At 42.4% G+C, this 23509-nt stretch carries 21 protein-coding genes; 1 reads left to right on the forward strand and 20 read right to left on the reverse strand.

Going from position 1 to position 23509, the window contains the following annotated elements:
• Window positions 1–229: 229 nt before the first annotated feature.
• The gene (locus tag ACHCNF_RS05265) at window positions 230–1300 is read left to right on the forward strand and encodes an acyltransferase family protein (RefSeq protein ID WP_408071740.1); all 1071 of its coding nucleotides are present in this window, start codon (window positions 230–232) and stop codon (window positions 1298–1300) included.
• A 42-nt stretch (window positions 1301–1342) separates the two neighbouring features.
• Here the strand turns inward: ACHCNF_RS05265 and ACHCNF_RS05270 are convergent, their stop codons facing one another.
• From ACHCNF_RS05270 to ACHCNF_RS05365, 20 genes are all read right to left on the reverse strand, one after another.
• Complete coding sequence (locus ACHCNF_RS05270; protein ID WP_408071741.1) at window positions 1343–2875, reverse strand: bifunctional metallophosphatase/5'-nucleotidase; 1533 nt, start codon at window positions 2873–2875, stop codon at window positions 1343–1345.
• 90 nt (window positions 2876–2965) lie between these two features.
• Entirely contained in the window at window positions 2966–3775 is an 810-nt protein-coding gene (gene phnE, locus ACHCNF_RS05275) for a phosphonate ABC transporter, permease protein PhnE (RefSeq protein WP_408071742.1), read from the reverse strand.
• 16 nt (window positions 3776–3791) lie between these two features.
• The gene (gene phnE, locus ACHCNF_RS05280; RefSeq protein WP_408071743.1) at window positions 3792–4613 is read right to left on the reverse strand and encodes a phosphonate ABC transporter, permease protein PhnE; all 822 of its coding nucleotides are present in this window, start codon (window positions 4611–4613) and stop codon (window positions 3792–3794) included.
• A gap of 6 nt (window positions 4614–4619) precedes the next feature.
• On the reverse strand, window positions 4620–5414 hold the full coding sequence (gene phnC, locus ACHCNF_RS05285) for a phosphonate ABC transporter ATP-binding protein (RefSeq protein ID WP_408072197.1): 795 nt from the start codon (window positions 5412–5414) through the stop codon (window positions 4620–4622).
• A gap of 100 nt (window positions 5415–5514) precedes the next feature.
• Window positions 5515–6648, reverse strand: a complete 1134-nt coding sequence (locus ACHCNF_RS05290; RefSeq protein ID WP_408071744.1) for a phosphate/phosphite/phosphonate ABC transporter substrate-binding protein — start codon at window positions 6646–6648, stop codon at window positions 5515–5517.
• Between the two features lie 216 nt (window positions 6649–6864).
• Window positions 6865–7230, reverse strand: coding sequence for a DUF1667 domain-containing protein (locus ACHCNF_RS05295; protein WP_408071745.1), 366 nt, complete (start codon window positions 7228–7230; stop codon window positions 6865–6867).
• Between the two features lie 51 nt (window positions 7231–7281).
• A complete protein-coding gene (locus ACHCNF_RS05300) occupies window positions 7282–8544 on the reverse strand; it encodes an NAD(P)/FAD-dependent oxidoreductase (RefSeq protein ID WP_408071746.1) in 1263 nt (420 codons plus the stop codon).
• Window positions 8541–9989 (reverse strand): NAD(P)/FAD-dependent oxidoreductase, encoded by a 1449-nt coding sequence (locus ACHCNF_RS05305; protein ID WP_408071747.1) that lies wholly within the window; start codon window positions 9987–9989, stop codon window positions 8541–8543. The genes ACHCNF_RS05300 and ACHCNF_RS05305 overlap by 4 nt, the downstream gene beginning before the upstream one ends.
• 20 nt (window positions 9990–10009) lie before the next feature.
• Window positions 10010–11509: a glycerol kinase GlpK gene (glpK, locus tag ACHCNF_RS05310; RefSeq protein WP_408071748.1), complete on the reverse strand. Its 1500-nt coding sequence runs from the start codon at window positions 11507–11509 to the stop codon at window positions 10010–10012.
• Window positions 11510–11546: 37 nt separating this feature from the next.
• Window positions 11547–12707, reverse strand: coding sequence for an ROK family transcriptional regulator (locus tag ACHCNF_RS05315; protein WP_408071749.1), 1161 nt, complete (start codon window positions 12705–12707; stop codon window positions 11547–11549).
• A 19-nt stretch (window positions 12708–12726) separates the two neighbouring features.
• On the reverse strand, window positions 12727–14067 hold the full coding sequence (locus ACHCNF_RS05320; protein WP_408071750.1) for a fucose isomerase: 1341 nt from the start codon (window positions 14065–14067) through the stop codon (window positions 12727–12729).
• A gap of 82 nt (window positions 14068–14149) precedes the next feature.
• Window positions 14150–15007: an NAD(P)-dependent oxidoreductase gene (locus ACHCNF_RS05325; RefSeq protein WP_408071751.1), complete on the reverse strand. Its 858-nt coding sequence runs from the start codon at window positions 15005–15007 to the stop codon at window positions 14150–14152.
• A gap of 53 nt (window positions 15008–15060) precedes the next feature.
• Window positions 15061–15747, reverse strand: a complete 687-nt coding sequence (locus ACHCNF_RS05330) for a transaldolase family protein (protein WP_408071752.1) — start codon at window positions 15745–15747, stop codon at window positions 15061–15063.
• 257 nt (window positions 15748–16004) lie between these two features.
• Entirely contained in the window at window positions 16005–17432 is a 1428-nt protein-coding gene (locus ACHCNF_RS05335) for an SLC13 family permease (protein WP_408071753.1), read from the reverse strand.
• Window positions 17433–18066: 634 nt separating this feature from the next.
• Window positions 18067–19461 carry a group II intron reverse transcriptase/maturase gene (gene ltrA, locus ACHCNF_RS05340; RefSeq protein WP_408071754.1) on the reverse strand — a complete coding sequence of 465 codons (1395 nt, stop codon included), beginning with the start codon at window positions 19459–19461 and terminating at the stop codon, window positions 18067–18069.
• The gene (locus ACHCNF_RS05345) at window positions 19442–19579 is read right to left on the reverse strand and encodes a hypothetical protein (RefSeq protein ID WP_408071755.1); all 138 of its coding nucleotides are present in this window, start codon (window positions 19577–19579) and stop codon (window positions 19442–19444) included. The genes ltrA and ACHCNF_RS05345 overlap by 20 nt, the downstream gene beginning before the upstream one ends.
• 680 nt (window positions 19580–20259) lie before the next feature.
• On the reverse strand, window positions 20260–20502 hold the full coding sequence (locus ACHCNF_RS05350; RefSeq protein WP_408071756.1) for a hypothetical protein: 243 nt from the start codon (window positions 20500–20502) through the stop codon (window positions 20260–20262).
• A 109-nt stretch (window positions 20503–20611) separates the two neighbouring features.
• Window positions 20612–22003, reverse strand: coding sequence for a serpin family protein (locus ACHCNF_RS05355; protein ID WP_408071757.1), 1392 nt, complete (start codon window positions 22001–22003; stop codon window positions 20612–20614).
• 49 nt (window positions 22004–22052) lie between these two features.
• Window positions 22053–22673 carry an NUDIX hydrolase gene (locus ACHCNF_RS05360; RefSeq protein WP_408071758.1) on the reverse strand — a complete coding sequence of 207 codons (621 nt, stop codon included), beginning with the start codon at window positions 22671–22673 and terminating at the stop codon, window positions 22053–22055.
• Between the two features lie 98 nt (window positions 22674–22771).
• On the reverse strand, window positions 22772–23467 hold the full coding sequence (locus tag ACHCNF_RS05365) for a metallophosphoesterase (RefSeq protein WP_408071759.1): 696 nt from the start codon (window positions 23465–23467) through the stop codon (window positions 22772–22774).
• Window positions 23468–23509: the final 42 nt, after the last annotated feature.

Consider the following 23509-nt stretch of genomic DNA (forward strand, 5'->3'; position numbering starts at 1 on the left):
GCATCATACAAAATCGTACTCATTAAATTAAAATTTCACTAAATTCATAATAACATCCGCAGTAAGCACTAAACAATGCCTCAATAACTATATTCCATTAAACAATCTATTAAAATTTCATAAAGTTTTTTTCTGAAGAAATTCAATATTCTATCGTATTTGAGATATCAACAAGCATGTTATAATATCAAAAAAACTTCTGATAATTTGATTGGATACTAAATAGATTATGCAAAATAATAATGACAACATTTTTCCTATACTTAGATATTATGCTGCTTTCTGTGTGATGTTCCTGCACTTCACAGGATATATGCGCATATATGTACCTGACCATGCAGGAAGTATAGGTGTACTTAGATCAGCCGTTAATTTCTACCAGCCGACAGTTGTGATGTTCGCCATAAGCGGATTCCTTATCTCGGCTTCGCTTGAGCGCTCAGATTGCAATGCAACTCTTTTTATAAAAAAGCGCTTCTTCAGGCTATATCCTGAGCTATGGCTTAGCATGGCAGTATACCTTCTTGTATTGTTTTTGGTTATTCCCGGAGTTTTTGATATATCAATTCTTCGCTGGATAATCACACAAGGAATAGGAATTGCCGCAACACCTTCCTGTATGCAGAAATTTGCAACAGGCAGTATTAATGGACCTTTATGGTACATCACTGTTCTTATTCAGCTTTATATTCTTGTGTTTTTGTTTAAAAAAATGAGCAAAGGATCTAAATCCCCACTCCTATACTGGCTTACCTGTGCGCTTTTGGCATTTGGAAATCTGGCTGCGCATTTTCTTAATCCAACATTGCCATCCACAGGTCAAAAGCTTCTTGAAAGGTGTTTCATTCCTTATGCTATATGGTTTTTCATTGGAGTGACTTTCCAGACATTTAGACTTTATCAGAAAACAAAAGGCATTGTTACTTTGGCTGTTCTTTTAGTCGTTCATTCGATGATGAGGATCTTTGGCATTTTGGAATTTGGCTATTACACAGGGCTCTTATCAGGCATGGCTACTGCATCCATCACTGTTTTATTTGCTCATCTCTCTGATAAACTATTGTATAAATTGAGGCTTAAAGAGCTTTCACAAAAACTCAGAAAAGCAGACATATCCTATGGTTTGTACCTTTATCATTGGCTTTTTTTGAATTTACTGATTCACTTTAAGCTCTATGAAAGGTTCCATTGGATAGTCTGCCTTGGACTTTTTACGATATGTACTCTTATTGCAGCATTTGTATGTCAAATGCTTATGTCTGAAGCTACAAAGGTGCTGAAAACGCGAGGAAACAGTTAATATCGGAAAAAGTCTCCTACTTGTCCTTTATGCACCGGTAGCTCACATAACACATTTGAATCTGCTGTTAACAATCTCTCCCACTGGGGAATTTTTTCTTACAAAATCAATTACCAGATCAGGCATTTCTTCTGAGTAGGTTCTGATGGTTCTGCACTTGCCGATGCACTCATAGCCGCCTGTTCCGGTTGCACGATAGTTACTGGTAACAAGCGTGTATTTGGCGTCATCCAAAAGCTCTGTACCATCTAGCTTTTTCATAATTACTACTCTGTCTCCCACAGGTCTTCTTAAATCAAATTCATACCAGAGTCCTGCATAAAAATCATAGTTATAATGTTCAACCTTGGGCTGAAGAAAAGCATCCGAGATCTTAACATTTCCGCTGTTCTCATCATAATCAAAATATTCAGCGCATCTCTCAAGAGCAAGCTTAAGGTCAGCCTTTGTCACTTCCTTAACTTCCTCTGTGTTGGCGAACTGATAGATTCCAAGAACGTCTCTTACTGTTATCTCCTTATGAAGTCCCAAAGGATCATTAGCAAGACTTGTGCACGAAAAATCAGCTCCTGTAAGTTCGAGCTGAACCTGATTAAAAATTGAAGCAACCTTACTTCCATGAAGTGCAGCATCTAACTTTTCTTCAGGTAAGATCTCATTTTTAAGGCAGCCAATAGGCTCATCAAGCCAAACCTGGAGCTTATTATTAAGATCATCCATGAATCTGTGAGCCTCAATAATTTTACTATATTCAGCCTCGTCTGCAGAAACAGCAACAAGCTTAGAAGAAACATTCCTTCCGTTTTTGTCAGCCTCTATTACACAGAACTTCATTGCCTTATCAGGTGGCTGAACACCGTATGTTCCATCTATCATCACTCCCTCAACAGACATGTGCTGATGGCCTGTGAGAAGAATATCAAAGTCAAGTTCTCTTGAAATTCTGCAAGCCTCGTTTTCCTCAGTATCTGAAAGTTTTTCGCCTGTAGATAAATCCTCTTCGAAGCCGCCGTGATAAATACAAACTGTAATATCGCACTCATCCTTGATCTCATCAAGTTCCTTTTTAAGAGCACTTACAGGATCTGTAATCTCAAGCTCCGTCAGGTTCTTTTCCTGCTCCCATACATTGACATATCCTGTAACAGCTCCGGTGATTCCAACTCGGGTACCATCCTCTAAAGTATGAATGACATGCTTCTTTATACCAAGCTCGCCTCTCTTATCATTTACATTTGCACAGACGAGAGTCGCCTTCATGGCTTTGGTAAAATCTGCTATTGCATCATAGCCGAAATTAAAATCATGGTTTCCAAGTGTGTAATAGTTAAGTCCCATTGCATTAAAGCCTTCTGCCATAGGATTAAAATTATACTTGTCACGATTGCCAAGATAGTAAGTCATAAGGGGTGTACCCTGAAGGCTGTCACCACCATCAATTACAAGTGTATTGCCATCGATATCCTTTTTTATCTGAGAAGCAATTCTGAAAAGTCCGGAGTTCTCTTCTTTGTCACTAGCATAATTTATTGGAAAAACATGTCCATGCGTGTCTGATGTGAAAATTATTTTCATATAAAACCTCTATAGATTTATAGATTCCATAATCTCTTCCGAAATTAAGGAATCTATAAATGAATTACATATTATCTTAATTTTTAAGTCTTAACCTCTTGTAAGCTTTACTCTTATCTTAGTAGAAATGAACTCTATAATAAGAATGAGGATAATAAGTCCTGCAAGGATTGCGCCAGCCTCGTTCCAGCGATATGCGTTCATTGCAAAGATAAGGGGTGCACCGAAGCCTCCGGCTCCAACCATACCAAGGATGGTTGCATCTCTAAGGTTAATGTCGAATCTGTAAATAGCTGTTGATGCAAAGTTAGGAAGGAGCTGGGGAAGAATTCCGTAGCGAATCTTCTGCCATGTATCACAACCGGATGCATCAAGGGATTCAACAACATGAGTATCAAGATCCTCTATAGCCTCAATGTACATCTTACTTATCATACCAACTGAGCACACACCCATTGTGAGAAGACCTGCGAAGGGTCCGGGGCCTGTAACTCTGATAAACATAAGTCCGTATACAAAAGCAGGAATTGTACGAACTGCCATGATGATAATTCTTCCCGCAAATGCGATTGGCTTTGGTGTAAGATTTGACGCTGATATAAATGCAAGCGGAACAGAAAGAATAGCGCCAACTATTGTTCCCAAAAAGGCGATACATATTGTCTCAAGCATAAGATAAGGTACGCCCTGTGTTGTAAAGTCAAAAAGGAATGACAGGTCAGGCTGAAAAATACCGGCAAGTACATTAAGTGCTATCTGTCCGCCATCCATGGTGGTTCCTGCTGTCTCAACAGCGGTGCCACTCCATACCATAAGTCCTACAAAAATAACTGCTATAGCAAGATGATAAATCCAGGTCCTGGGACGTTTTTCATATGCTTCTTTAATTCTCTGATTCATATTATGCTCCCCTCCCTTACACAAGCTTCTTACGAAGCATTCTGCTTATTGATTCAATAATGAACACAGCTACAAAAAGTGCTACCAGCATAGTTCCTACGCTTGAATACTCTCTCCAGGAGATTTTTTCATTAAGAACAAGACCGATACCACCGGCTCCTACGTAACCAAGAACTGCTGCGTATCTTACGTTACCTTCAAAATTGAAGAGGCAGTTTGAAAGGTAGAAGGGCAAAACCTGGGGAACAATAGCTGAAATGAAAGCTCTCGCCTTGGTTGCTCCCATGGCTTCCATGGCTTCGAAAGCTCCCATGTCCACTGTCTCGATTTCTTCATATGTGAGTTTACCAATGTAGGCAAAGGAGAAAACAGCAATTGCAAAAGTACCTGCGAGGGTTCCAAGTCCGAATACCAAAGTTGCAACAAGAGCCGTTACAAGTGTGGGCAGTGTTCTGATAAGTGAAAACATAACTCTTACGACTGATACAACAATCTTATTAGGACAAACGTTGGTACTTGCAAGCATTGCAAAAGGTACTGAAAGCAGTGCTCCCAGAACTGAACCTAAAAGTGACATCTTGATTGTGTCAAACAAAGGTGACCACACCTTCTCCATAAATCCCATGTTTGGCGGGAACATGTCACCTAAGATTACGAAAAACTGCCCGATTCTTGTCGTTAATATTTTCATATCAAAACCGGTAACCTTTACCGAAAGAGCACACATCAAAAAAATGATTATGCAGTACACAGGCACCCTTGATGCCTTCTTCTCAACGGTTTTTCCGTTAGGCAGTGTATATACTTTGGGTTTAAAAATCTTATCATATACGCTCATGGCAAATCACCTCTCTACATTATGGTCATTTGCATCAAGAACATTACCCTCATCATCTACCTTTCCATTGTAGATCGATGCTAGTACGTCCTTATCTACTTCAGCTGCAGGTCCGTCATAGACAATCTCGCCTTCTCTTATTCCCACAACCCTTGTTGCATACTTAAGCGCAAGGTCAACGTGGTGAATATTAATGAGGATTGTTATTTTCATCTCCTCGTTTATTCTCTTGAAGTCATCCATAACCTGCTTGGCTGTAACAGGGTCAAGAGCTGCAACAGGCTCATCTGCAAGGATTATCTGCGGATTCTGAGCAAGAGTTCTTGCAAGAGCTACTCTCTGCTGCTGTCCACCGGAGAGCTGATCCGCGCGAACGAATGCTTTCCTTAAAATACCGACCTTATCAAGACACTCAAGTGCTTTCATCTTTTCATCCTTGGTATAAATACCAAAGGTTGATCTAAACCAGGGCATATCCGGAACAAATGCTGTAAGAACGTTCTTGATTACAGTTGTTCTGGTGATCAGATTGAAAGACTGGAAAATCATGCCAATCTTCCTGCGAAATCTTCTGAGCTGCTTTCCGGACAGACTCATCACATCAACATCATCCACGGTGAGTTTTCCGCTCGTAACATCGTGCATCCTGTTGATGGTACGAATAAGTGTGGATTTACCTGCACCTGAAAGTCCGATAATTGCTACAAATTCACCCTGCTCAATAGTAAGGTTTACATGCTTTAATCCCTCAAAGCCGTTGGGATATCTCTTTCCTACATCTTCAAACTTAATCATTTTAATTCTCCTGGCGATTAAAAACTATTTTCTCCTACATAAAGGGGAAGGTATGTGATCACCTTCCCCTTAGTTAAAAAAATGTTATGACTGAATCGGTGTTGTATTAGTTCATTGACTTGATAAGTTCCTGAGCAGCTCTCTCAGAATCATAGTCTGCTGTGTTAGCCTCTACATAACCATTGTGGTTATAAATAGAAATAACTTCCTTACCTGCATCAGTGTTGCCGATGTTGATGAATGCCTTAGAAAGTGCAGCCTTGAAAGCATCATCCATGATAGGTGAAGTCTTGCTTACGCTGATAGTATCGTTGTAGATACCGTCTGTAACACCAATAACGTTTGTCTCATCCCAGATGCTGGCTTCTCTGCCAAACTCTGTTGTCCACTTCTCTTCATTGTCACGTCTTGCATCTGCATAGCAGCAAAGAACGTCGATCTGACCTGAAGCAAGTCTTGCAAAAGCATTACCGTAAGAATCAGCCTGTACAGCGTGTGAAAGGTCTGTTACGTGCTTCTCATAACCAGCCTGAAGCCAAAGAGAAGGATAAATATATCCTGCTGAAGATGAAGAGTTCATTACGCTCCAGTTAAGACCATCAAGGTCTTCCCATGTAAGCTCCTCGCCTGCGTTAACCTTAGCAGCTACAGCCTGTCCTGCTTCTGAAGGACCAGCGATGATAAGACCACGGTAGAAAGTAACCTGCTCATCTGTAGGCTCTGTAGGCTTGTTGTCGTTCCAATCCTTTGCATTAGGGCTCTCGATTGAAAGACCGTCTCTTGTCGCTGTAAGAAGAACATCACATCCATCCTCGTAAAGTACATAAGTACCACCGGGAATAAGACCTATATCGATTGTTCCTGCTGCAAGACCTTCACCAACTGCCTCGTAGCTGGTACCAACTGTGATGTCAACCTCACCTACTTCGTAGCCAAGTGTTGCAAGCTCATCAGCAAGAAGTGTCTTAAGAGGCTCTGTAGCAGTTACGATCTCATCAGGCTCACGTGAAGGTACGAAACCAATTGTAAGCTTGTCAATCTTAACTGTCTCAGCGGGTGCCTCAGTAGCCTCTGCTGAATTCTCTGAAGATTCCTCTGTTGCAGCTGCATCTTCTGTAGCCTCAGCTGTCTGCGCAGTCTCTGTAGCCTGCTCTGTTGTCTCTGTGCTCTTTGCACCGCATCCGGCGAGCATTGATACAGCAGATACACCAGCGAGCATCATTGCGAATAATCTCTTCATAATTTCCTCCTAATTAAAAAAGATACTATTAATTTTGTGAGTGAGCTTCTACAATTGGGCACTTTTCTTACTATCTTTGGAAAACATTTTCCAATTCCGCAAAAAAAGAGCCCCTGTGGAATCCCCACAAGAGCTCCTCACAACAACGTTCACTATTATATTTGAGTGCAATAATTATGTCAACGAAATGTGGTTGTAAGAAAACTTAAGATATTCTTAAGTTTCCACAATCTCTCTCGTGGCAACCACGTCCACTCCTGTCCCGGCGACATTTTTTATAATTACATCCCCGATGTGGATCGGTGCTTTAACCCTTGCACTGTCAATTTCTTTCATTGCATCGAATATCTTGTCCTTGGGAATATTAGCCGCTGTCTTTACCGATACACGTGGCTTATCGCCGCCTTCCACTATGGCAGTACTTGTCACAGTGCGCTCCGGATGTGTTACTTCATTTCTGGCATATTTATCGCCGATGGCACAGGTATTACCCGTTACAGATATTACCTCACCCTCCTCTAATGTAACTGTAATCTGGCATCCCATAGGGCAACCGATACATGTAAGTTCTCTTTTTTCCATGGTCTGTTCCTTTCAAAAATCCTGCCTGTTTATATGCAATGATGAAAAATATCACTCTTCCGCTTCGATTTTTATTGTAATCTTCTTAGGATCAGCTTCCTTAAGCTTTACCTTCTGAAGGATTACCTGTTCCATTTCTCCGGGAGACATGATACGCTTTTTATTGTGCATCACTCTCTCGTCATCGAAGTAAACACTGACATATGAGTTCTTGAAGACCTCTCCCACGCGGAATCTTACAGTAAGAAGATCGTCCATGCGTTCAACATTAATTGTTGAAGGAACTGTGTAGCGGGCTCCGTCAGTTGCAAAAAGTTCAATGACTTTATCGCTCTTAACTTCGCCTTCCTTCACGAATTTAGCGGCATTTGCTCCGGCTCTCTTTGCTTCCTCGGAAACATAGTCAACAAGGTCATGAACGTGAAGTACGTTACCGCAGGCAAATACGCCGGGGATGTTGGTTTCAAGGGACTCATTTACCACAGGGCCTGATGTTACGGGACTCATCTTAACTCCGGCTGACCTTGAGAGCTCATTCTCAGGAATCAGACCACAGGATAAAAGGAGTGTGTCACAGGTATATCTGATCTCAGTTCCGGGGATAGGCTTTCTGTCCGGCCCAACCTCTGCTATGGTGACTGCTGTTACATGATCTTTTCCTTCTATGTCAACAACTGTGTGAGACAACTTAAGCGGTATTCCGTAATCATCAAGACACTGAACTATATTTCTCTTAAGGCCTCCTGAATAGGGCATAAGCTCCGCAACAACCTTGACCTTAGCTCCTTCAAGAGTCATTCTTCTGGCCATGATAAGACCGATATCGCCTGACCCCAGTATTACTACCTCACGGCCGGGCATATAGCCTTCGATATTAACAAGTCTCTGTGCTGTTCCCGCTGAAAAAATGCCTGCCGGTCTGTAACCCGGAATATTGAGAGCTCCTCTTGGCCTCTCTCTGCAGCCCATGGCAAGAATAACTGCCTTTGCGGGAATCTGGAACATTCCATCCTCTCTGTTCATTGCAGTAACTGTTTTATCAGCTGCAATATCCATAACCATGGTATTAAGTTTATATTCGATCCCAAGGTCAAGAACCTGCCTGATAAATCTGTATGCATACTCAGGACCTGTGAGCTCTTCTTTAAAGGTGTGAAGACCAAAGCCGTTGTGAATACACTGATTCAGGATTCCACCAAGTTCATGATCTCTCTCAAGGATAAGAATGCTGTCATTTCCGGCCTCTTTTGCTGCTACAGCTGCTGCAAGGCCTGCCGGTCCGCCTCCTACTATTACTATGTCATATGTCTTCATGAGTGGCTTACCTCCCCTTTAGTTCTCTCTAAGATGATATTGGATTTTCCGCCGCTCTTTGTTATTTTTTCATACGGAATACCTAATTCTCTGTTGATGATTTCCATGGTTCTGGGGCTGCAGAAGCCTGCCTGGCATCTGCCCATGCCTGCTCTTGTTCTGCGCTTTACGCCATCAAGTGAGCGGGCACCTAAGGGTCTGTGTATGGCATCAATAATCTCACCCTCAGTGATGGACTCGCATCTGCACACGATTGTTCCGTAAGCAGGATTCTCTTTTATCAGCTCGTTCATCTCTTCTACTGAAAGTCCTGCAGTGCTTCTGATTCCCTTTCTTGTTGCAATCCAGCCTGTTTTTTCAGAGAGTCCCATCTTATCCTTAAGCATATCACCTACCATTTTACCGATAGCAGGTGATGCAGAAAGGCCCGGTGACTCTATTCCTGCAACATCTATGAAATTCGGAGCATCCTTAACCTCCTCAATTACAAACTCATGTCTCTCAAGATGAGCACGAAGTCCTGCAAATGAAGTGATAACATTTCTAAGAGGAAGATTCTTTACACTCTCGTTTGCCTTGGCTGTAACCTCATTAAGCCCGGCTGCTGTAGTGTTATTTCCTTCCTTATCCTCAAGATCGATAGCTGTAGGGCCCACAAGGAGATTACCATGAACGGTAGGTGTCACAAGAACGCCTTTACCGTACTTGGTAGGCTGCTGGAAAACTGTATGCGAAACGTATCCGCCAACCTCTTTATCAAGAAGAAGATAGTCACCTCTTCTCTCAATGATATGCATCTTATCCTCGCTGACCATGTTGTGAATCCTGTCAGCATAGACACCTGCCGCATTTACAACAACCCTGCTCACATACTCGCCGTTATTGGTTCTTATGTGCCACAGGTTGTCTCCTCCCTTTTTAATATCTTCAACCTCTGTATTAAAGCGGAATTCAACGCCGTTCATATTGGCATTTTCAGCCATAGCAATGTTGAGTTCGAAGGGACATACGATTCCGCCTGTAGGTGCATAGAGTGCGCCCACAACATCATCTGACAGATTAGGCTCAAGCTCGAAAGCCTCTTCCTTTGAAAGTATCTTAAGTCCCTTGACTCCGTTCTTAACACCTCTGTCATAGAGAGTCTTAAGACCGTCTATCTCGTCCTCATGAACACATACAACAAGTGAACCATTTCTCTTAAAAGGAATGTCAAGATCCTTGGAGAACTGATCCATCATCTCGTTTCCTTCAACATTAAGCTTTGCCATAAGAGAGCCTTCGGCAGCATCGAAGCCTGCATGGATTATTGCAGAATTTGCCTTGGAGGTACCCTCACAAACATCTTCACATTTTTCAAGGACACAGGCTGATACGTTGTATCTGGAAATCTCTCTTGCAACTGCGCTTCCCGATACACCTGCGCCGATTATTATGACATCGTACATAATTGTTTTCTCCTCTGACTTTAGTTTTTTGCCCAGCCTCTTGTGGAAGCAACTGCCTGTTTCCAGCCCGCAAGCTCTTTTTCTCTCTTTTCACTGTCCATGGTGCTCTTAAACTCTTTGTCCACCTGCCAGTTATTAAGAACGTCCTCTTTGTTTTTCCAGTAGCCAACAGCAAGTCCTGCAAGGTAGGCAGCTCCCATGGCTGTTGTCTCTACGCACTTAGGTCTGACAACACCGGTGTCGATGATGTCCGCCTGAAACTGCAAGAGGAAATTGTTTTTGGAAGCTCCTCCGTCCACGCGCAGACTCGTCAGCTTTTTACCCGTATCAAGCTCCATAGCCTTTAAGACATCCGCAGTCTGGAATGCCAGAGATTCAACCGTAGCCCTTATAATGTGATATTTATTAACGCCTCGCGTAAGACCTACTATAGCTCCGCGTGCATATGGATCCCAGTATGGAGCGCCAAGTCCGGTAAACGCAGGAACAACATAGCATCCATTGGTATCCTTTACTCTTGTTGCAAAGTATTCTGAATCAGGAGCTGAATCGATAGTTCGCAGTTCATCTCTAAGCCACTGAATTGCTGCACCTGCCACATAGACAGAACCCTCAATCGCATAGGTAACCTTTCCGTCAATCCCCCATGCAATTGTTGTAAGAAGATCATTTTTAGAATAAACAGGTTTATCACCTGTGTTCATAAGCATGAAACAGCCTGTTCCATATGTATTCTTGGCATCGCCCTCATTAAAACAGGTCTGTCCGAAAAGCGCTGCCTGCTGGTCACCTGCAGCACCTGCGATCTCAATCTCACCTCCGAAAAATTCAGGATCCGTAAATCCGTATACGCAGCTTGAGGGCTTGACTTCAGGAAGCATGCTCATGGGAATATCAAGGATATCGCACAGTTCCTTGTCCCATTCCAGAGTATTTATGTTAAAAAGAAGTGTTCTTGAAGCATTGGAATAATCCGTTACGTGAACCTTACCTTTTGTAAGCTTGTAGATAAGCCAGGAATCAACCGTACCAAAGCACAGCTCCCCATTTTCAGCCCTCTTTCTTGCACCATCAACATTGTCCAGAATCCATCTGATCTTCGTGCCTGAAAAATAGGGATCAAATTTAAGTCCTGTCTTTTGCTGGAATTTCTCTACGATTCCGGGAACCTCTTCCTTCATCTTCTCTGCAAAATCAGCTGTTCTGCGGCATTGCCATACTATCGCATGAGAAATGGGCTGACCTGTTTTTCTGTCCCATACAATCACTGTCTCACGCTGATTGGTTATACCTATTGCTGCCACATCCTCGAAGCTTGCATCGATTTTGTTCATAGCCTCTCTGGCTACAGACAACTGTGTCTGCCAGATCTCGCTGGCATCATGCTCAACCCATCCGGGCTGAGGAAAAAACTGAGTGAATTCCTTCTGTGCACAGGAGCAGATGTTTCCCTTCTGATCAAAAAGTATGCACCTGTTACTTGTTGTGCCGGAATCCAACGCCATAATGTACTTTGCCATTTTTACTACTACCCCACCTTCCAGTTTATTTAGCTTCTCAGTTAAACTGAGTTAAAAGCACCTCGTTAAGAAAAACCGCATGCCCCTCTGTGTGGCTGCTATTCTCTGAAAGCGTGCTCTTTACAAAAAAATCATCCGCAACCAAAGGATCATATCCCTTATACGCTTTTACAAACCTCTCAAAGCATCCCGGAATATCAAACATATATCCGATAAGCATCACATTTTTGGGATCCAGAATACTTATACTGTTTCTGACATTCAAGGCAAGCATATCGATTTTCTGATCAATAACTTCCAAAGCTTTCTTATTTTCAAAAATATTTTTATCCGTCAGATTGTCGTACTCGTCTCCAAGAAGCTTTTTCAATTCATCCTTTATAGTTCTGGTCGATACATAAGCTTCAAGGCATCCCTTCCTTTTGCAATTGCACTTTTTGCCATCCTTTACTGCAGTCATATGACCTATTTCCGAAGCCATATTGTTAGAGCCCTGGTAAATTTTTCCGTCTATAATTATTGATGCTCCAACACCGGGTCCCCATTTTAATATGAAAAAATTATTGACCGTTCTTCCCAATCCAAAATAGATTTCTGTCATGGCGTAGGCTTTAAGGTTGTTCTCAACAATCACCTGAATGCCAAGCTCTTTACTTATTATGGAAGCAACCGGTATATTCTCAGTCCAGATATTGTAGCTGTTAAGACTTATCCCATTTGCTCTGTCCACACTTCCGGGTATGGTCACGGCAGCACCAAGGATTTTCTCCTTTACGATGCCATTTTTCCACAGAAGCTTTTGGCACTCGTCTGTAACATTTTTCAAAAAATTCTCGGGAATACTCTCCCTGTCTGTAGGAAGCTGCGTGTTACACAGAACTTTACCTTTCATATCTGTAACTGATATATAGGTAATATCAGATTCTATAGCTATACACAGCACACTCCTGTAAGACGGATTGATGTCCACAAGAATCTTTTTCCTGCCTGCTCTCTTCTCCTCGCTGGCCTCACCAAGCTCAACTATGAGTCCCTGCTCAATAAGTTCAGAGCAAATTAAAGTAACAGAGGCGGCTGTAAGGCCAACCGTCTCTGCTATATCTTTCCTCGACATTGCTCCGTTATTATTAAGCAAAAGGAGTATGGATGAGCGGTTACTGAGTTTTACGTTTTCTAGATTTATCCCCTGATATTTCATACGATAATTATACCACTATTTAGTAACGAACGACCTCAACATTAAGCATATTTCCAAGTTTTTCCAACTCTTCTGCTATGTTTTTGTAAATTACAACATAGTGGGGCTCCCATCCATTTTTTATTGTTTCTTTTACAATTTTTTCTGCAGACTCATTTGTCTGAACAACAATGGATGCACCGTTGAACTGCTTGGGCTTATCCATTACTTTTCCGTCTGCTATGAAGAATCTGAACTTTCCTTCGGCAGTGCGGCCAACTCTGAAAATTGTTGCCTCATCTGATGCCTTGCAGCCAAAATCCATTACCGGACCGATTTTCCTGTTGGGATGAACTCCAACAGCTGCTCCGGTATCACAGCGTGCAAGATTACAAGCAGCCATTCCGCAGTGCCAGAAGGTTATAGAGTTCTCCTTCTCGTCCATTGAAACCGGATCTCCAAAGAATGTTGACTGTTCTGTGAATGCCGTTCCGATGTACATTGAAAGTGCACCGTATACATCTGCCTCGCAGCTTGCGGGAATATTTACTGCATTTAAAAGTGACAGTACCATGCACACAGGTGTGCCAAACTCTGTGAAAAAGTCCGGCCAGCATCTTGAAGAAATGGCTCCGATTCCGTTCTCCTCCACATATGCCTTGTAAGCCTTGTAAAGTCTTGCAAAATCCTTGATATTATTCTCAGGCATTTTTTCAAGACCTACCACCTTTTCCTTCGCTTCTTCAAGGTCCTTTACACAATCTTCATCCGTGTAGCCCTTGGCCTTATTTATAAGCTCTCTGGCTTCGATTGCTTCAAGTGTAACTCCGAATTTACTTAAAAGCTCAGCATCAAGTGCCCTTCCAAATCCAAAGCCCTGGGGTGTGTGTCCGATAGCTGACATCTTAAGGCCTGTAAGCTGTTTCTTAACCTTCGCTGCAAAAATCGTAGCCCCGATTTCTCTCTTAACATTGTCCTCTGAGGGAGCTCCAAACACATGCTCAAATTTGCCCTGCCCCCTGAAGGCACAGATGGCATTTGCTGCTGAGTAAGCTCCTGTCAGAGAATTGCTGCGAAGTCTGGTGCCATCAATAACAGGCTCCCTAAGTGTCCAGAGCAGTATCGGACAGCTGAATCTCCTTAACACTTCACTTGCATATGCTGCATTTGCAAAAGTGATATTCTGCAGAATAACAAGATCAGGATTTTTCCCTGTCAGGTAATCCGCTACAGCATCCACAGTAAGCAGGATGTCATCCGGAACAACTATATTCTTCTCTGTCTCTTTTAATAATTTCACTGAGTTCTCAAACTGCTCATGAGCAGTTACCATTTCGTAAGTACCGACTCCGATTGGTATGTAAACAACCTGAAAATCCATTTCAAAACCCTACCCTTTTCCATCTCTTCTATGTATGTCCGAGAACCAACATAAAATCTGTTAAGCATTTTTCACCGCCGTTTTATCTGTCTCTGACAACCTTGATGGTTGCTCTGAAGTCCTCTTTGCCCATACCCTTTTCAAGAGCTGTCTGATAAACATTTAATGCATTCTCTTCACCGGGCATCTTAACCCCACACTCTTTTGCGAGATTAACGCAGATGTTCACATCCTTTGCCATGTTCTCAATAGAAAAGGCTGTTGTATAATCCTCGGCCTCAAGCTTTTTAGCCTGACCGTCAAGGTACCAGTTGGATGCTCCGCCGTAGGATACAGCCTCTGTAAAGGCGGGAATTGAAATCCCGTTTGCCTTGGCAAGTGTGATTGTCTCGTTAACACCATTCTGGATCTGTGAAACGAGTGCATTGTGGCAGATTTTCATCACAAGTCCCTTGCCATTGTCACCCATACGAATGATGTTGCAGCCCATGTATGAAAGGATCGGTTTCATAGCTTCGAAGGTCTTTTCATCACCGCCTACATATATACCAAGAGTTCCTTCTATCGCTGCGGGTTTGCTCTTAACTACAGGTGCGTCTATGAACTGAGCGCCTGTTTTCTTAACCATTTTGGAGATCTCGATAGAAACGCTGGGATCAATTGTGCTCATGTCGATGCAGGTCTTGGTTGCATCAAGAACATCTACAATTGACTCATACACCGATCTTGAATGCTCGCTCTTTGGAACCATTGAGATGATAACATCAGAGTTCTTGGCAAGCTCTACGGAATTCTCGCAGGGAACTGCTCCCTTGGATACAAGAAGATCAACTTTTTCTTTTATAAAATCGAAGCAATAAACCTTGTCGTCATGCTTCTTGACTATGTTCTCGCACATGGACTCTCCCATGATGCCAAGTCCGATAAAACCGATTTTCATACCCTTATTTCTCCCATCATATTTTTTATCAGTAGTACACCAAGGCTAAGTGATTACTCTGTGGCTGTGTTATCCCATGCCTCACAGAAAGTATTAAGTCCCTGGTTTGTGTAAGCGTGCTTCATGCAATCCTGATATACTGCAAGTCCGCAGGTTACAATGTCAGCTCCTGCTACTGCACAGTCAGCAATCTGCTTGGGTGTACGAATGGCTGCACAGATGATCTCTGTCTTGCCATAGAAGCCGTAATTCTTATATATTTCAACGATATTCTTTATGTATTCTTTGCAATCTTCGCCGTTCTGTTCTTTCCATCCGATGAAGGGTGAAACAAAAAGTGAACCGTTCTTAGCAGGAAGGATAGCCTGTGAAGGTGAGAAGATAAGAGTTACATTTGTTCTGATGCCTTCCTTCTCAAGGATTCTGGCTGCTGTGATTCCGGGCTCAATTGCAGGAATCTTGATTACAAAATTAGGACTGATCTTAGCCACTTCTCTGGCCATCTCTACCATGTCCTCGGCCTTGTCGAAGTGAGGGTTGATCTCAACTGATACAGGGAACTTATCAACTCCCTCAAGTCCCTCTTCTTTAATCCAGTTTGCAATGTCTGTGATAGCTGTCATAAACGGCTTACCACTTGCCATAATGTGACGAGGATTGGTTGTCACACCATCAATACCAAATGTATTGTATGCCTGCTTAATTTCATCAAGTTTTGCACTGTCTAAGAAAAATTTCATTGTTCCGCCTCCCCAAAAAACGAATTAGTTAATCGCTTTAAGCAAATATAATCATACCAATTTACGCAACATAGTCAATACAATGTCTATTTATTTCTTCTTTTTGTCGCTTTGCTTAAACAATTTAATTTAATTTTGTAATTATTCACTAAAAAGTTTCGTAAGTGCGCATTTTTGACCATATTATGCACAAAAACAGGCGAAATCTCTTAGATTACGCCTGTTTTATGAACGTTTGCTATATTAAAAGTTTGAAATTATTGTAAGCTTCCGAAGCCCGGCCATACCATCATGGTGATAAAACCTACAAATACTGCTATGAGCATTCTGACAAATGCCACAATGAGACCGTTTTTAAGAAGTTTGTCAGGATCAAGCCCGTATGATACCGAGATCGCACGTACACTTACAGGAAGGATTGATTCAAAGTTCATACTCATGCATGTTGTAAATACATAAGGAATAGGATTAAGCCCCATCTTCTGTGTTACTCCAATTACGATTGGAAGTGTTACTGCCGCTGATACGGTGCTGTTTGTCATCTCAGAGATCACGCAGGCAAACAGAGTAAATACAAGAATCGCAACAAAGCCTCCGCTTAAGTTAGCAGATGATATCACATTTGCTATTGCGTCATTTGCACCAGCCCCTGTAAGAATCTGGCCAAGTGCAAGTCCGCCTGCAAAGAGAAGAAGCATTCCCCACATAACCTCTTTCTGAGCTTTTTCCCAGGTAAGAAGGAGTTCTTTTTTCTCAAAGGATATGATCACGAAGTTGGCAAATCCAAGGAGCAGGAACAAATAAGCCGGAACAAGTCCCGGAATAGCCTTTGCATAAAGAGGTCTTACAAATGAGCCCAGCATTGCAACTATAAAAAGAACAAGGCTTATCTTCTCATCCTTCTTCATAGGTCCAAGTTCCTTATAGCATTTTTCAAAGTACTCCTTAGTTCCCTCAAGAGAACTTGTCTTCATAGGTTTTAACAGCATCACAGCAAGTACTGCGATTGTTGCAATGATTGTGTAAGGAAGCATTCTTGTGATCCAGTCAATATACATAAATTCCTTTCCTGTAAATTCTTCAATAAAAGCAATCGCAGTTATGTTCATGGCACCGCCAAGAGGTGTCCCAGCCCCACCGACCTGAGAACCCCACGCGATAGCGCAGAGAATCGGTGTTGCAGCCTCACAGCTTTTGATATCCTTGTAACCTGCTGCCGCCAGCATAGAGACAGCAATGGGTGTAAAAATCGCAACAACGACAACATTAGGCATCATGTTTGAAAGAATAACTGCCGCAAGAAGCCATACGGTAATCTGTGATTTCATAGAGGGTCCGATAAGTGAAAGCGCCTTTAATGATATTCTCTTATCCAATCCTATCTCACTCCAGGGTGCAGTAAGAAGACAGGAACCGAAGATCAGAATAATGCTGCTTGATGAGTACTGAGAGATGACATTCTCCATGGGTACAATGTCAAAAAGTGCATTTATCACTCCGGGCAAAAGTGCCGTAACTGTTATGTCCACAGGTCTTGTTACCCACCAGTAAATCATCCATACGGCGCAGCCTATTCCCTTTGCCGCCGTATAATCCACGACTCCCGTTTTTCCAAGTCCCAGGCTTATCATCAAAAACAATACCGGTCCCAGTATCATATGCATGCCACGTTTCTTGTTGTCCATTTTTACATCCCCTTTAATTAAATGTTTTAATCTATTTTTCGAACAAAGAGTCGCTCGCGACTCTTTGCGCGCTGGTGCGCGCAAGCTTTAGCTTGCAAAATTCATCTGCGCACCAGTCGCATCCTTAGCGGAGCGTTTCAGAGCAAATATTCCGGCATCAAAAAAACAGAGGTTGATTAAATTATTTAACCAACCTCTATAATTCTATATTATGTGTCCTCTTTTCTCAATTGTGAATAAATAGAGAAAAGAAATCCCGAAGATTGTGCATAAATAGCATTACTTAAATACTAAAACTCCCCACACCCAAATCCCCTGCGAGTTCCATTTCTTCTGCTGGCGAGGCTATTAAAACAGGGTGAGCTTTGTATATATGCCGCCCCAAGCATGTCTGAGCTCTATGCCTTGGAATCCATCGTTCCTCCGGTGCTTGCTCATTATGCTCGCTTTGTTTTCTAAAATACCGGCTGCCACTTTTTTACAGGCATGCTTCAAAAAAAACTTGCAGGACGCATATTATGTTGTTATAGGCGTGGTCATTGCTCGCAAAGCGAGCTACCACAATCGAGTAGGAGGGAGTGATTAGCTCCCGTCCTCTCACAGCACCGTACGTACCGTTCGGTATACGGCGCTTTCAATAGTTGACATGCACAGACTGATAGGCTGTGGCTAAATCATAGAAGCCACTGTTTATCAGTCTTTCTATTGACATTGCTCTTTTTACGGTTGTTAAATTTGCATTGAACCAATGTCCTCTGCGACTGTTAGCCGCCATGTGCGCATAGTATTCTGGAATTCCCATTTTGATAAGATTCCTCATCTTGGTTTTGGGTTTCTTCCATTGTTTCCATATACACATACGAATTCTGTGATAGAGCCATCCATTGATGTCATCTATGTTGTTCTTCATGCTTGCTATGCCGTAATAGTTAAGCCAACCTCTCGCATATACCTTGATTTTCTCAAGACTTGGCTTGATGGACTGCGCAGACTTACGGGAAGATAAATCTTTCAGTTTTGACTTGAACTTCTTCCATGACTTTGGATGAACCCTGACATAAATGCCACTTGCGTTTCTTCCCAATGCAAAGCCAAGAAACTTAAAGTTTCGGATAGCAAACACGCTAACAGTACGACTTTTCTCTCGGTTAACTGTCAATTTCAGTTTCTCTTCGAGATATTTAGTACTGCTTTCCAAGAGTCTCTCTGATGCTCTTTTGCTTTTCGCAAGAAGAACGATGTCATCTGCATATCTTATACAGGGCACACCTCTTTTCAGAAACTCTTGGTCGAACTCATTGAGGTAGATATTCGCAAGAAGCGGAGATAGATTTCCACCTTGCGGTGAACCTTCCTCTGTATCAATGACCACTCCGTTTTCCATTACCCCACTTTTCAGATAGCGCTTTATTAGTTGAACCACACGTTCATCCTTCACATTCCTTCTGAGAAGATTGATAAGGATTTCATGATTCAAGGTATCGAAATACTTTGATAAGTCCAAGACTACCGCAAAAGTGTAACCTTGTTCTGCGTATTCCTTTACCTTCTGTATAGCATCCTTTGCGCTTCTGTTTGGACGATAGCCGTAGCTTTCGTCCGCAAACAATGGTTCATAGATGGGCACTAACTGTTGAGTTATTGCCTGTTGGAGTGTTCGGTCTACCACGGTAGGTATGCCAAGCTTGCGCACACCCCCATCTGGTTTTGGAATCTCAACTCGCCTGACTGGCGACGGGGTATACTTGCCGCGGTATATGCGGTCAGTTAACTCCTGTTGATGTTCCTTAAGGTACGGAAGTGCCTCTTCAATGGTCATACCATCAATACCTGGCGCTCCCTTGTTTGCCTTAACTCTTTTGTACGCTCTGTTAAAGTTATCCTTATACAGTATCGCTTCCAAGAGCTTCGGCTGTGCACTGTCTCTTTCTTTCCATATCCGATTGAATGACCTAAGCGCTTTCGCATACCCTTCGTGTTCCGCACTATCTCTTTGCGAACAGCCATTATTATCTATGTTTTCTGCCATTAGCGGTCATTCCTCCTTTCTCGGTCATACTTAAGACTCCTACTGATTCGGTCCTTCGGTTAGCATGTCCATGTTTCCATGCCCATATCCCTACTATGACCTCTGCTGACTTCTGCATGTTCAGCACCGCCTCGTTTCCTTGTACGGTGGTTACTCCTTTCAGAGCATTTCACGCAGATCTCCCTAGGTACCACACGTTTCTTCCTCTCCATCCATCTGCCTCATTTATCATGCATGATTCCGTGTAGTTATTGGGCTTTGACTTGATGTGCAGCCTTACCCTCATGCATAACCTCGTATGAAATTTCTGTTCGTCAGACCAGAGATTTGCCCGTGGGTTAGTATGTTCCCCACATCCAGCTTCCTTCAGATTCCGCCTCGCAGCGGACACCCTTGCCTTCGGCTATATTCTTCCCACTACCGGGCGAACTCGGGACTTTAACCCGTTAGAAACGTGCGCCGCTAGGCGCACACAAAAAAAGCAAGCACCCGAGCTAGCTCGAGGATGCTTGCTTTTATTGTTGTAGGTGCTTACGCACCGTATGACCACGCCTTTATATACTGTAGACGCGTCCTGCTTCAAACAGTTTTCTACGCATGCCAAAAGTGGCATTGCCGGTATTAGAAAACAAACGCTCACATACAATCTCCGCACCGGAGAAACGAATGGTTCCAGGCATAGAGTGAGTTCTGCAGGGCGGCATATGTTTATACAAACTCTCCCTGTTTTAATGGTAAGCTGAGCGCAGAAGAAATGGAACTCGCAGGGAAGTGTGTGTGGGAAATTTTAGTAAAATATTACTTTTTTCCGTTATCTGCCATCATTGCAAGGCTCCTTGCCATGGACTCAAAGGTGTCCTTGGTATTAGCTGAATCCCTGTCAGCTATCATAGCAAGTGTCTGTGATATATCATTAAGAGCCATCATCATGTTTTCAAGGGCAACCTTCTTAATTTCCTCACTATCACCCTTCTTTACAACCTGATCATATTTCAGAACTCTCTGCTGCTGTAATCCGGTTACTTCTGATACTCTGCTCATAATTTAACCCCTTTCATAAGAAATTTTGATATCTATAATGATAATCCATGCCCCACTAAAAAACTATTAAATAACAATTATCTATTTTTAAAATATGTATTATTTTCCGTTACTCAACTATCTGTCCATAGAACAGTATTTCTTTCACGCTGCCCGAAGTAAGAATGTAGTATTTAAAGGGTTCGTCGGCTATGAATTCCTTGATTTCCTCTTGAAGCGAAGGTGGCGCACTTCCAAGTATGGCTATTCCGCTTGCAGCTGCAGCTTCAATACCGTTTTCATCAGTAATGATCTTGGTCTTTTGTATGATATCAGAGATATAGAAGCCTGCTCCGTTACTCATAGCAGAAAAATCCGCACCCGGTACAAACGCGTTTTTAGCTCCTCTGCTCTGAAGGTATTTAACAAGTTCATTGTTATCAAGTGATGTCTCTGTTACAAACTTCGGAATCTTAACATGAACCTTTGCATCCGCAGCCTTGGCGAGCTTATCCTGAAAACTTCCAGGATCACCCAAAACGTAGACAGCTACTACATCACCACCCATGGGCATTGAAAGGATTTTTGTCTTTTCATCCTCATAGAACCTGAAGTGACCTGTCTGATCCATAAATTCCTTCTTGATACTGCATTCGTCATATGCCTTGAAATCACCTTCCTCTGTAGCAGCATTATCGAAAGTACTGAGCCAGGGCGCCTTAAGATACAGAGTATTTACAAGCACCATATCCTCATCGGTAAAGTCATCGGCAATGTTTGGAATCAGACCGTTTGTGCCATCATTAACCCAGGTATTTATGGCATTTGTCATTTCCTCAGGTGCCACATCACTAGCCTCAGCGTTATAGTGGTCCTTGATATAGTTTATATAATCAGGTGACAAAGTTCCCGGCATACTTGTATTATGCCATGCTGAATTCAGAAGCTTAAAGGTAACATCTCCGTTTGAGGTATCAGGAGCATTTGCAACTCCCTCATACCATTTATTCATATCCGCATCATCTGTAAATCCGGAAGCCTTCAAAAGCTCAGACTTTGTATCATTGGCTGCACCCGCCACTGCAAGTCCCAATACTGCACGAAGCGATACAGGGGATATCATATAATTCTTGTTCTGATAGCCCTCGTTTTCAAGAAAATCGATGAGGTTTTTATCAAAATCAGACATGACATAGTCGGTCTCTTCGTCCTCTTCATCTTCATCTGAATCCTCTGCTTCCGGCTCCGCAGGGCTTTCTGCAATATCAGAAATTTCTTCCGCAGGAGCTTCATCAGCCTTCTTTTCCTCTTCTGAAGGCTCCACATCAGCTATTGATATCTCATCTTTATACTCGCCGTTTTCTTCCTGTTTTGCGGGAACTGCTTTAGAATTATCTTCCGTCTCTTCTTTTTCTTCTTCCTCTTTCAGCTTTTGTCCCAAATATCTGATTGTCACAAATGATGCAAAAAACAAACCGCCGCAAGCTGCAACAACCAGCAACCACTTCAGAATTTCTCCCATCACTTTTCCTCCGTGCTTCATCAAAAAACTCCTTTACAAAACTTTTCACTTATGACTTTGATTTTGCCAGAAGCCATGCCATAACATGCACGCTCTGCTGAAACTCACCATTTCCTATCAGTTCATCTATCACCTCAGGGCTGTTTATCTCAACATTTAAAAATTCAGTATCGTCAAGGTCCTGCTCAGCTACCTTCCTACAGTTTTTAGCCATGAAAACATAAGCATAATTATCGGCTATAGTAGCATTTGAAGGGATTGTTATAAGATGTGTCCACTCCTCTGAGGTATAGCCTGTCTCCTCAGTCAATTCACGTTTTGCTGCGTCAAGTGCCGCCTCTGCGTCCTTCGAATCGACGTTTTCATTGCCATTTTCTTTTTCAGCATTATATCTGTATTCTTTTCCGTCAGTTCTCTCTATTCCGCCTGCAGGAAACTCTGTTGTAACCTGTCGTATACCATGCCTGAACTGCCTTACACAGATAAGGTTCCCCTCTGTGTCAAAAGGAACTATTACCACATAATCTCTTCTGCTGTAGCTGTAATAAGGTTCAAATTCTGTTCCGTCCGGAAATCTGAAAGTCGACTCCCTGAAATCTATCCACTCGTTCTGAATTAAATGCTTAGTTTTTACTTCTTCCCATACAAGGTCGTCTCTGTTACTTGTCATTATATATCTTCCATTTCGTTTTTTTATTATCTATTTTACACCATAATCTCTGTTAGTTTATTGTTTTTCCATAAAAATGAAGAGTTTGTGAAACAGTATCACAAAATCCTCTGAGGCATAAAATCAACATAATCACCTGAAACAAGGCTATACTTTATTCCATCCACTTTTCCCAGCAAACTGTCGTGAAATCTCTCTTTCCCATGGCAATGAGCATATACAACCTGTTCGACACCATACGCCTGTGCCATCAGCGTAAATCTGCTTTGCCTCTCCCCTATCTCGGTCGGCGGGTAATGGAGAAACATAATAAATTTCTCAAAGCCCTCTGCTCTGGCTGATTCAAAGGATACCTTTAACCTTTTGGCCTCGCGCTCAATCAGCATGTCCGAATGCTCTCTTGTATCTAAGCCCTCATAGCAGTACCCCTTGGTACCAACTATGGCATAGTCCTCATAGGGATAAAAATTGTTTTGCAAAAAGAGCAGCCTTCCCTTATATAAATCGTTTAATTTCTGGGTTTTCTTGGCACTCCAGAAATTATCGTGGTTACCTCTTATCAGTATTTTTCTTCCGGGAAGATTTTCAATAAAGCGAAGATCCAGTTCACACAGTTCAAGACTTTTCCCCCAGCTGTGGTCCCCAACCAAAACAAGTGTATCCTCATCCGTCATTACTCTGTTGCAGTTCTTTTCAGTTTTTCGCTCATGCCCTCTCCAAACCTTGCCAAATATGTCCATTGTCTTGTCGGACTGATAGGCAAGGTGAAGATCCCCAAGTGCGTATAGCGCCATGTCTGTTCTTCCTCCATCGTTTTAACATCCACTTCTGACAGC

Source organism: Butyrivibrio sp. NATIVEDY162 (assembly GCF_045999815.1).
GTDB lineage: Bacteria > Bacillota > Clostridia > Lachnospirales > Lachnospiraceae > Butyrivibrio.

What these genes read in the sequence shown, in the direction of transcription:
- ACHCNF_RS05300 (WP_408071746.1), bottom strand. Translation starts at nt 8,544, where the DNA reads ATGAAGACATATGACATAGTAATAGTAGGAGGCGGACCGGCAGGCCTT.
- ACHCNF_RS05345 (WP_408071755.1), bottom strand. Translation starts at nt 19,579, where the DNA reads ATGCAGAAGTCAGCAGAGGTCATAGTAGGGATATGGGCATGGAAACAT.
- ACHCNF_RS05350 (WP_408071756.1), bottom strand. Translation starts at nt 20,502, where the DNA reads ATGAGCAGAGTATCAGAAGTAACCGGATTACAGCAGCAGAGAGTTCTG.
- ACHCNF_RS05320 (WP_408071750.1), bottom strand. Translation starts at nt 14,067, where the DNA reads ATGGATTTTCAGGTTGTTTACATACCAATCGGAGTCGGTACTTACGAA.
- ACHCNF_RS05330 (WP_408071752.1), bottom strand. Translation starts at nt 15,747, where the DNA reads ATGAAATTTTTCTTAGACAGTGCAAAACTTGATGAAATTAAGCAGGCA.
- ACHCNF_RS05305 (WP_408071747.1), bottom strand. Translation starts at nt 9,989, where the DNA reads ATGTACGATGTCATAATAATCGGCGCAGGTGTATCGGGAAGCGCAGTT.
- ACHCNF_RS05290 (WP_408071744.1), bottom strand. Translation starts at nt 6,648, where the DNA reads ATGAAGAGATTATTCGCAATGATGCTCGCTGGTGTATCTGCTGTATCA.
- phnE (WP_408071743.1), bottom strand. Translation starts at nt 4,613, where the DNA reads ATGAGCGTATATGATAAGATTTTTAAACCCAAAGTATATACACTGCCT.
- ACHCNF_RS05315 (WP_408071749.1), bottom strand. Translation starts at nt 12,707, where the DNA reads ATGAAATATCAGGGGATAAATCTAGAAAACGTAAAACTCAGTAACCGC.
- ACHCNF_RS05360 (WP_408071758.1), bottom strand. Translation starts at nt 22,673, where the DNA reads ATGACAAGTAACAGAGACGACCTTGTATGGGAAGAAGTAAAAACTAAG.
- ltrA (WP_408071754.1), bottom strand. Translation starts at nt 19,461, where the DNA reads ATGGCAGAAAACATAGATAATAATGGCTGTTCGCAAAGAGATAGTGCG.
- ACHCNF_RS05355 (WP_408071757.1), bottom strand. Translation starts at nt 22,003, where the DNA reads ATGGGAGAAATTCTGAAGTGGTTGCTGGTTGTTGCAGCTTGCGGCGGT.
- ACHCNF_RS05365 (WP_408071759.1), bottom strand. Translation starts at nt 23,467, where the DNA reads ATGGCGCTATACGCACTTGGGGATCTTCACCTTGCCTATCAGTCCGAC.
- phnE (WP_408071742.1), bottom strand. Translation starts at nt 3,775, where the DNA reads ATGAATCAGAGAATTAAAGAAGCATATGAAAAACGTCCCAGGACCTGG.
- ACHCNF_RS05295 (WP_408071745.1), bottom strand. Translation starts at nt 7,230, where the DNA reads ATGGAAAAAAGAGAACTTACATGTATCGGTTGCCCTATGGGATGCCAG.
- ACHCNF_RS05270 (WP_408071741.1), bottom strand. Translation starts at nt 2,875, where the DNA reads ATGAAAATAATTTTCACATCAGACACGCATGGACATGTTTTTCCAATA.
- glpK (WP_408071748.1), bottom strand. Translation starts at nt 11,509, where the DNA reads ATGGCAAAGTACATTATGGCGTTGGATTCCGGCACAACAAGTAACAGG.
- ACHCNF_RS05325 (WP_408071751.1), bottom strand. Translation starts at nt 15,007, where the DNA reads ATGAAAATCGGTTTTATCGGACTTGGCATCATGGGAGAGTCCATGTGC.
- ACHCNF_RS05335 (WP_408071753.1), bottom strand. Translation starts at nt 17,432, where the DNA reads ATGGACAACAAGAAACGTGGCATGCATATGATACTGGGACCGGTATTG.
- ACHCNF_RS05265 (WP_408071740.1), top strand. Translation starts at nt 230, where the DNA reads ATGCAAAATAATAATGACAACATTTTTCCTATACTTAGATATTATGCT.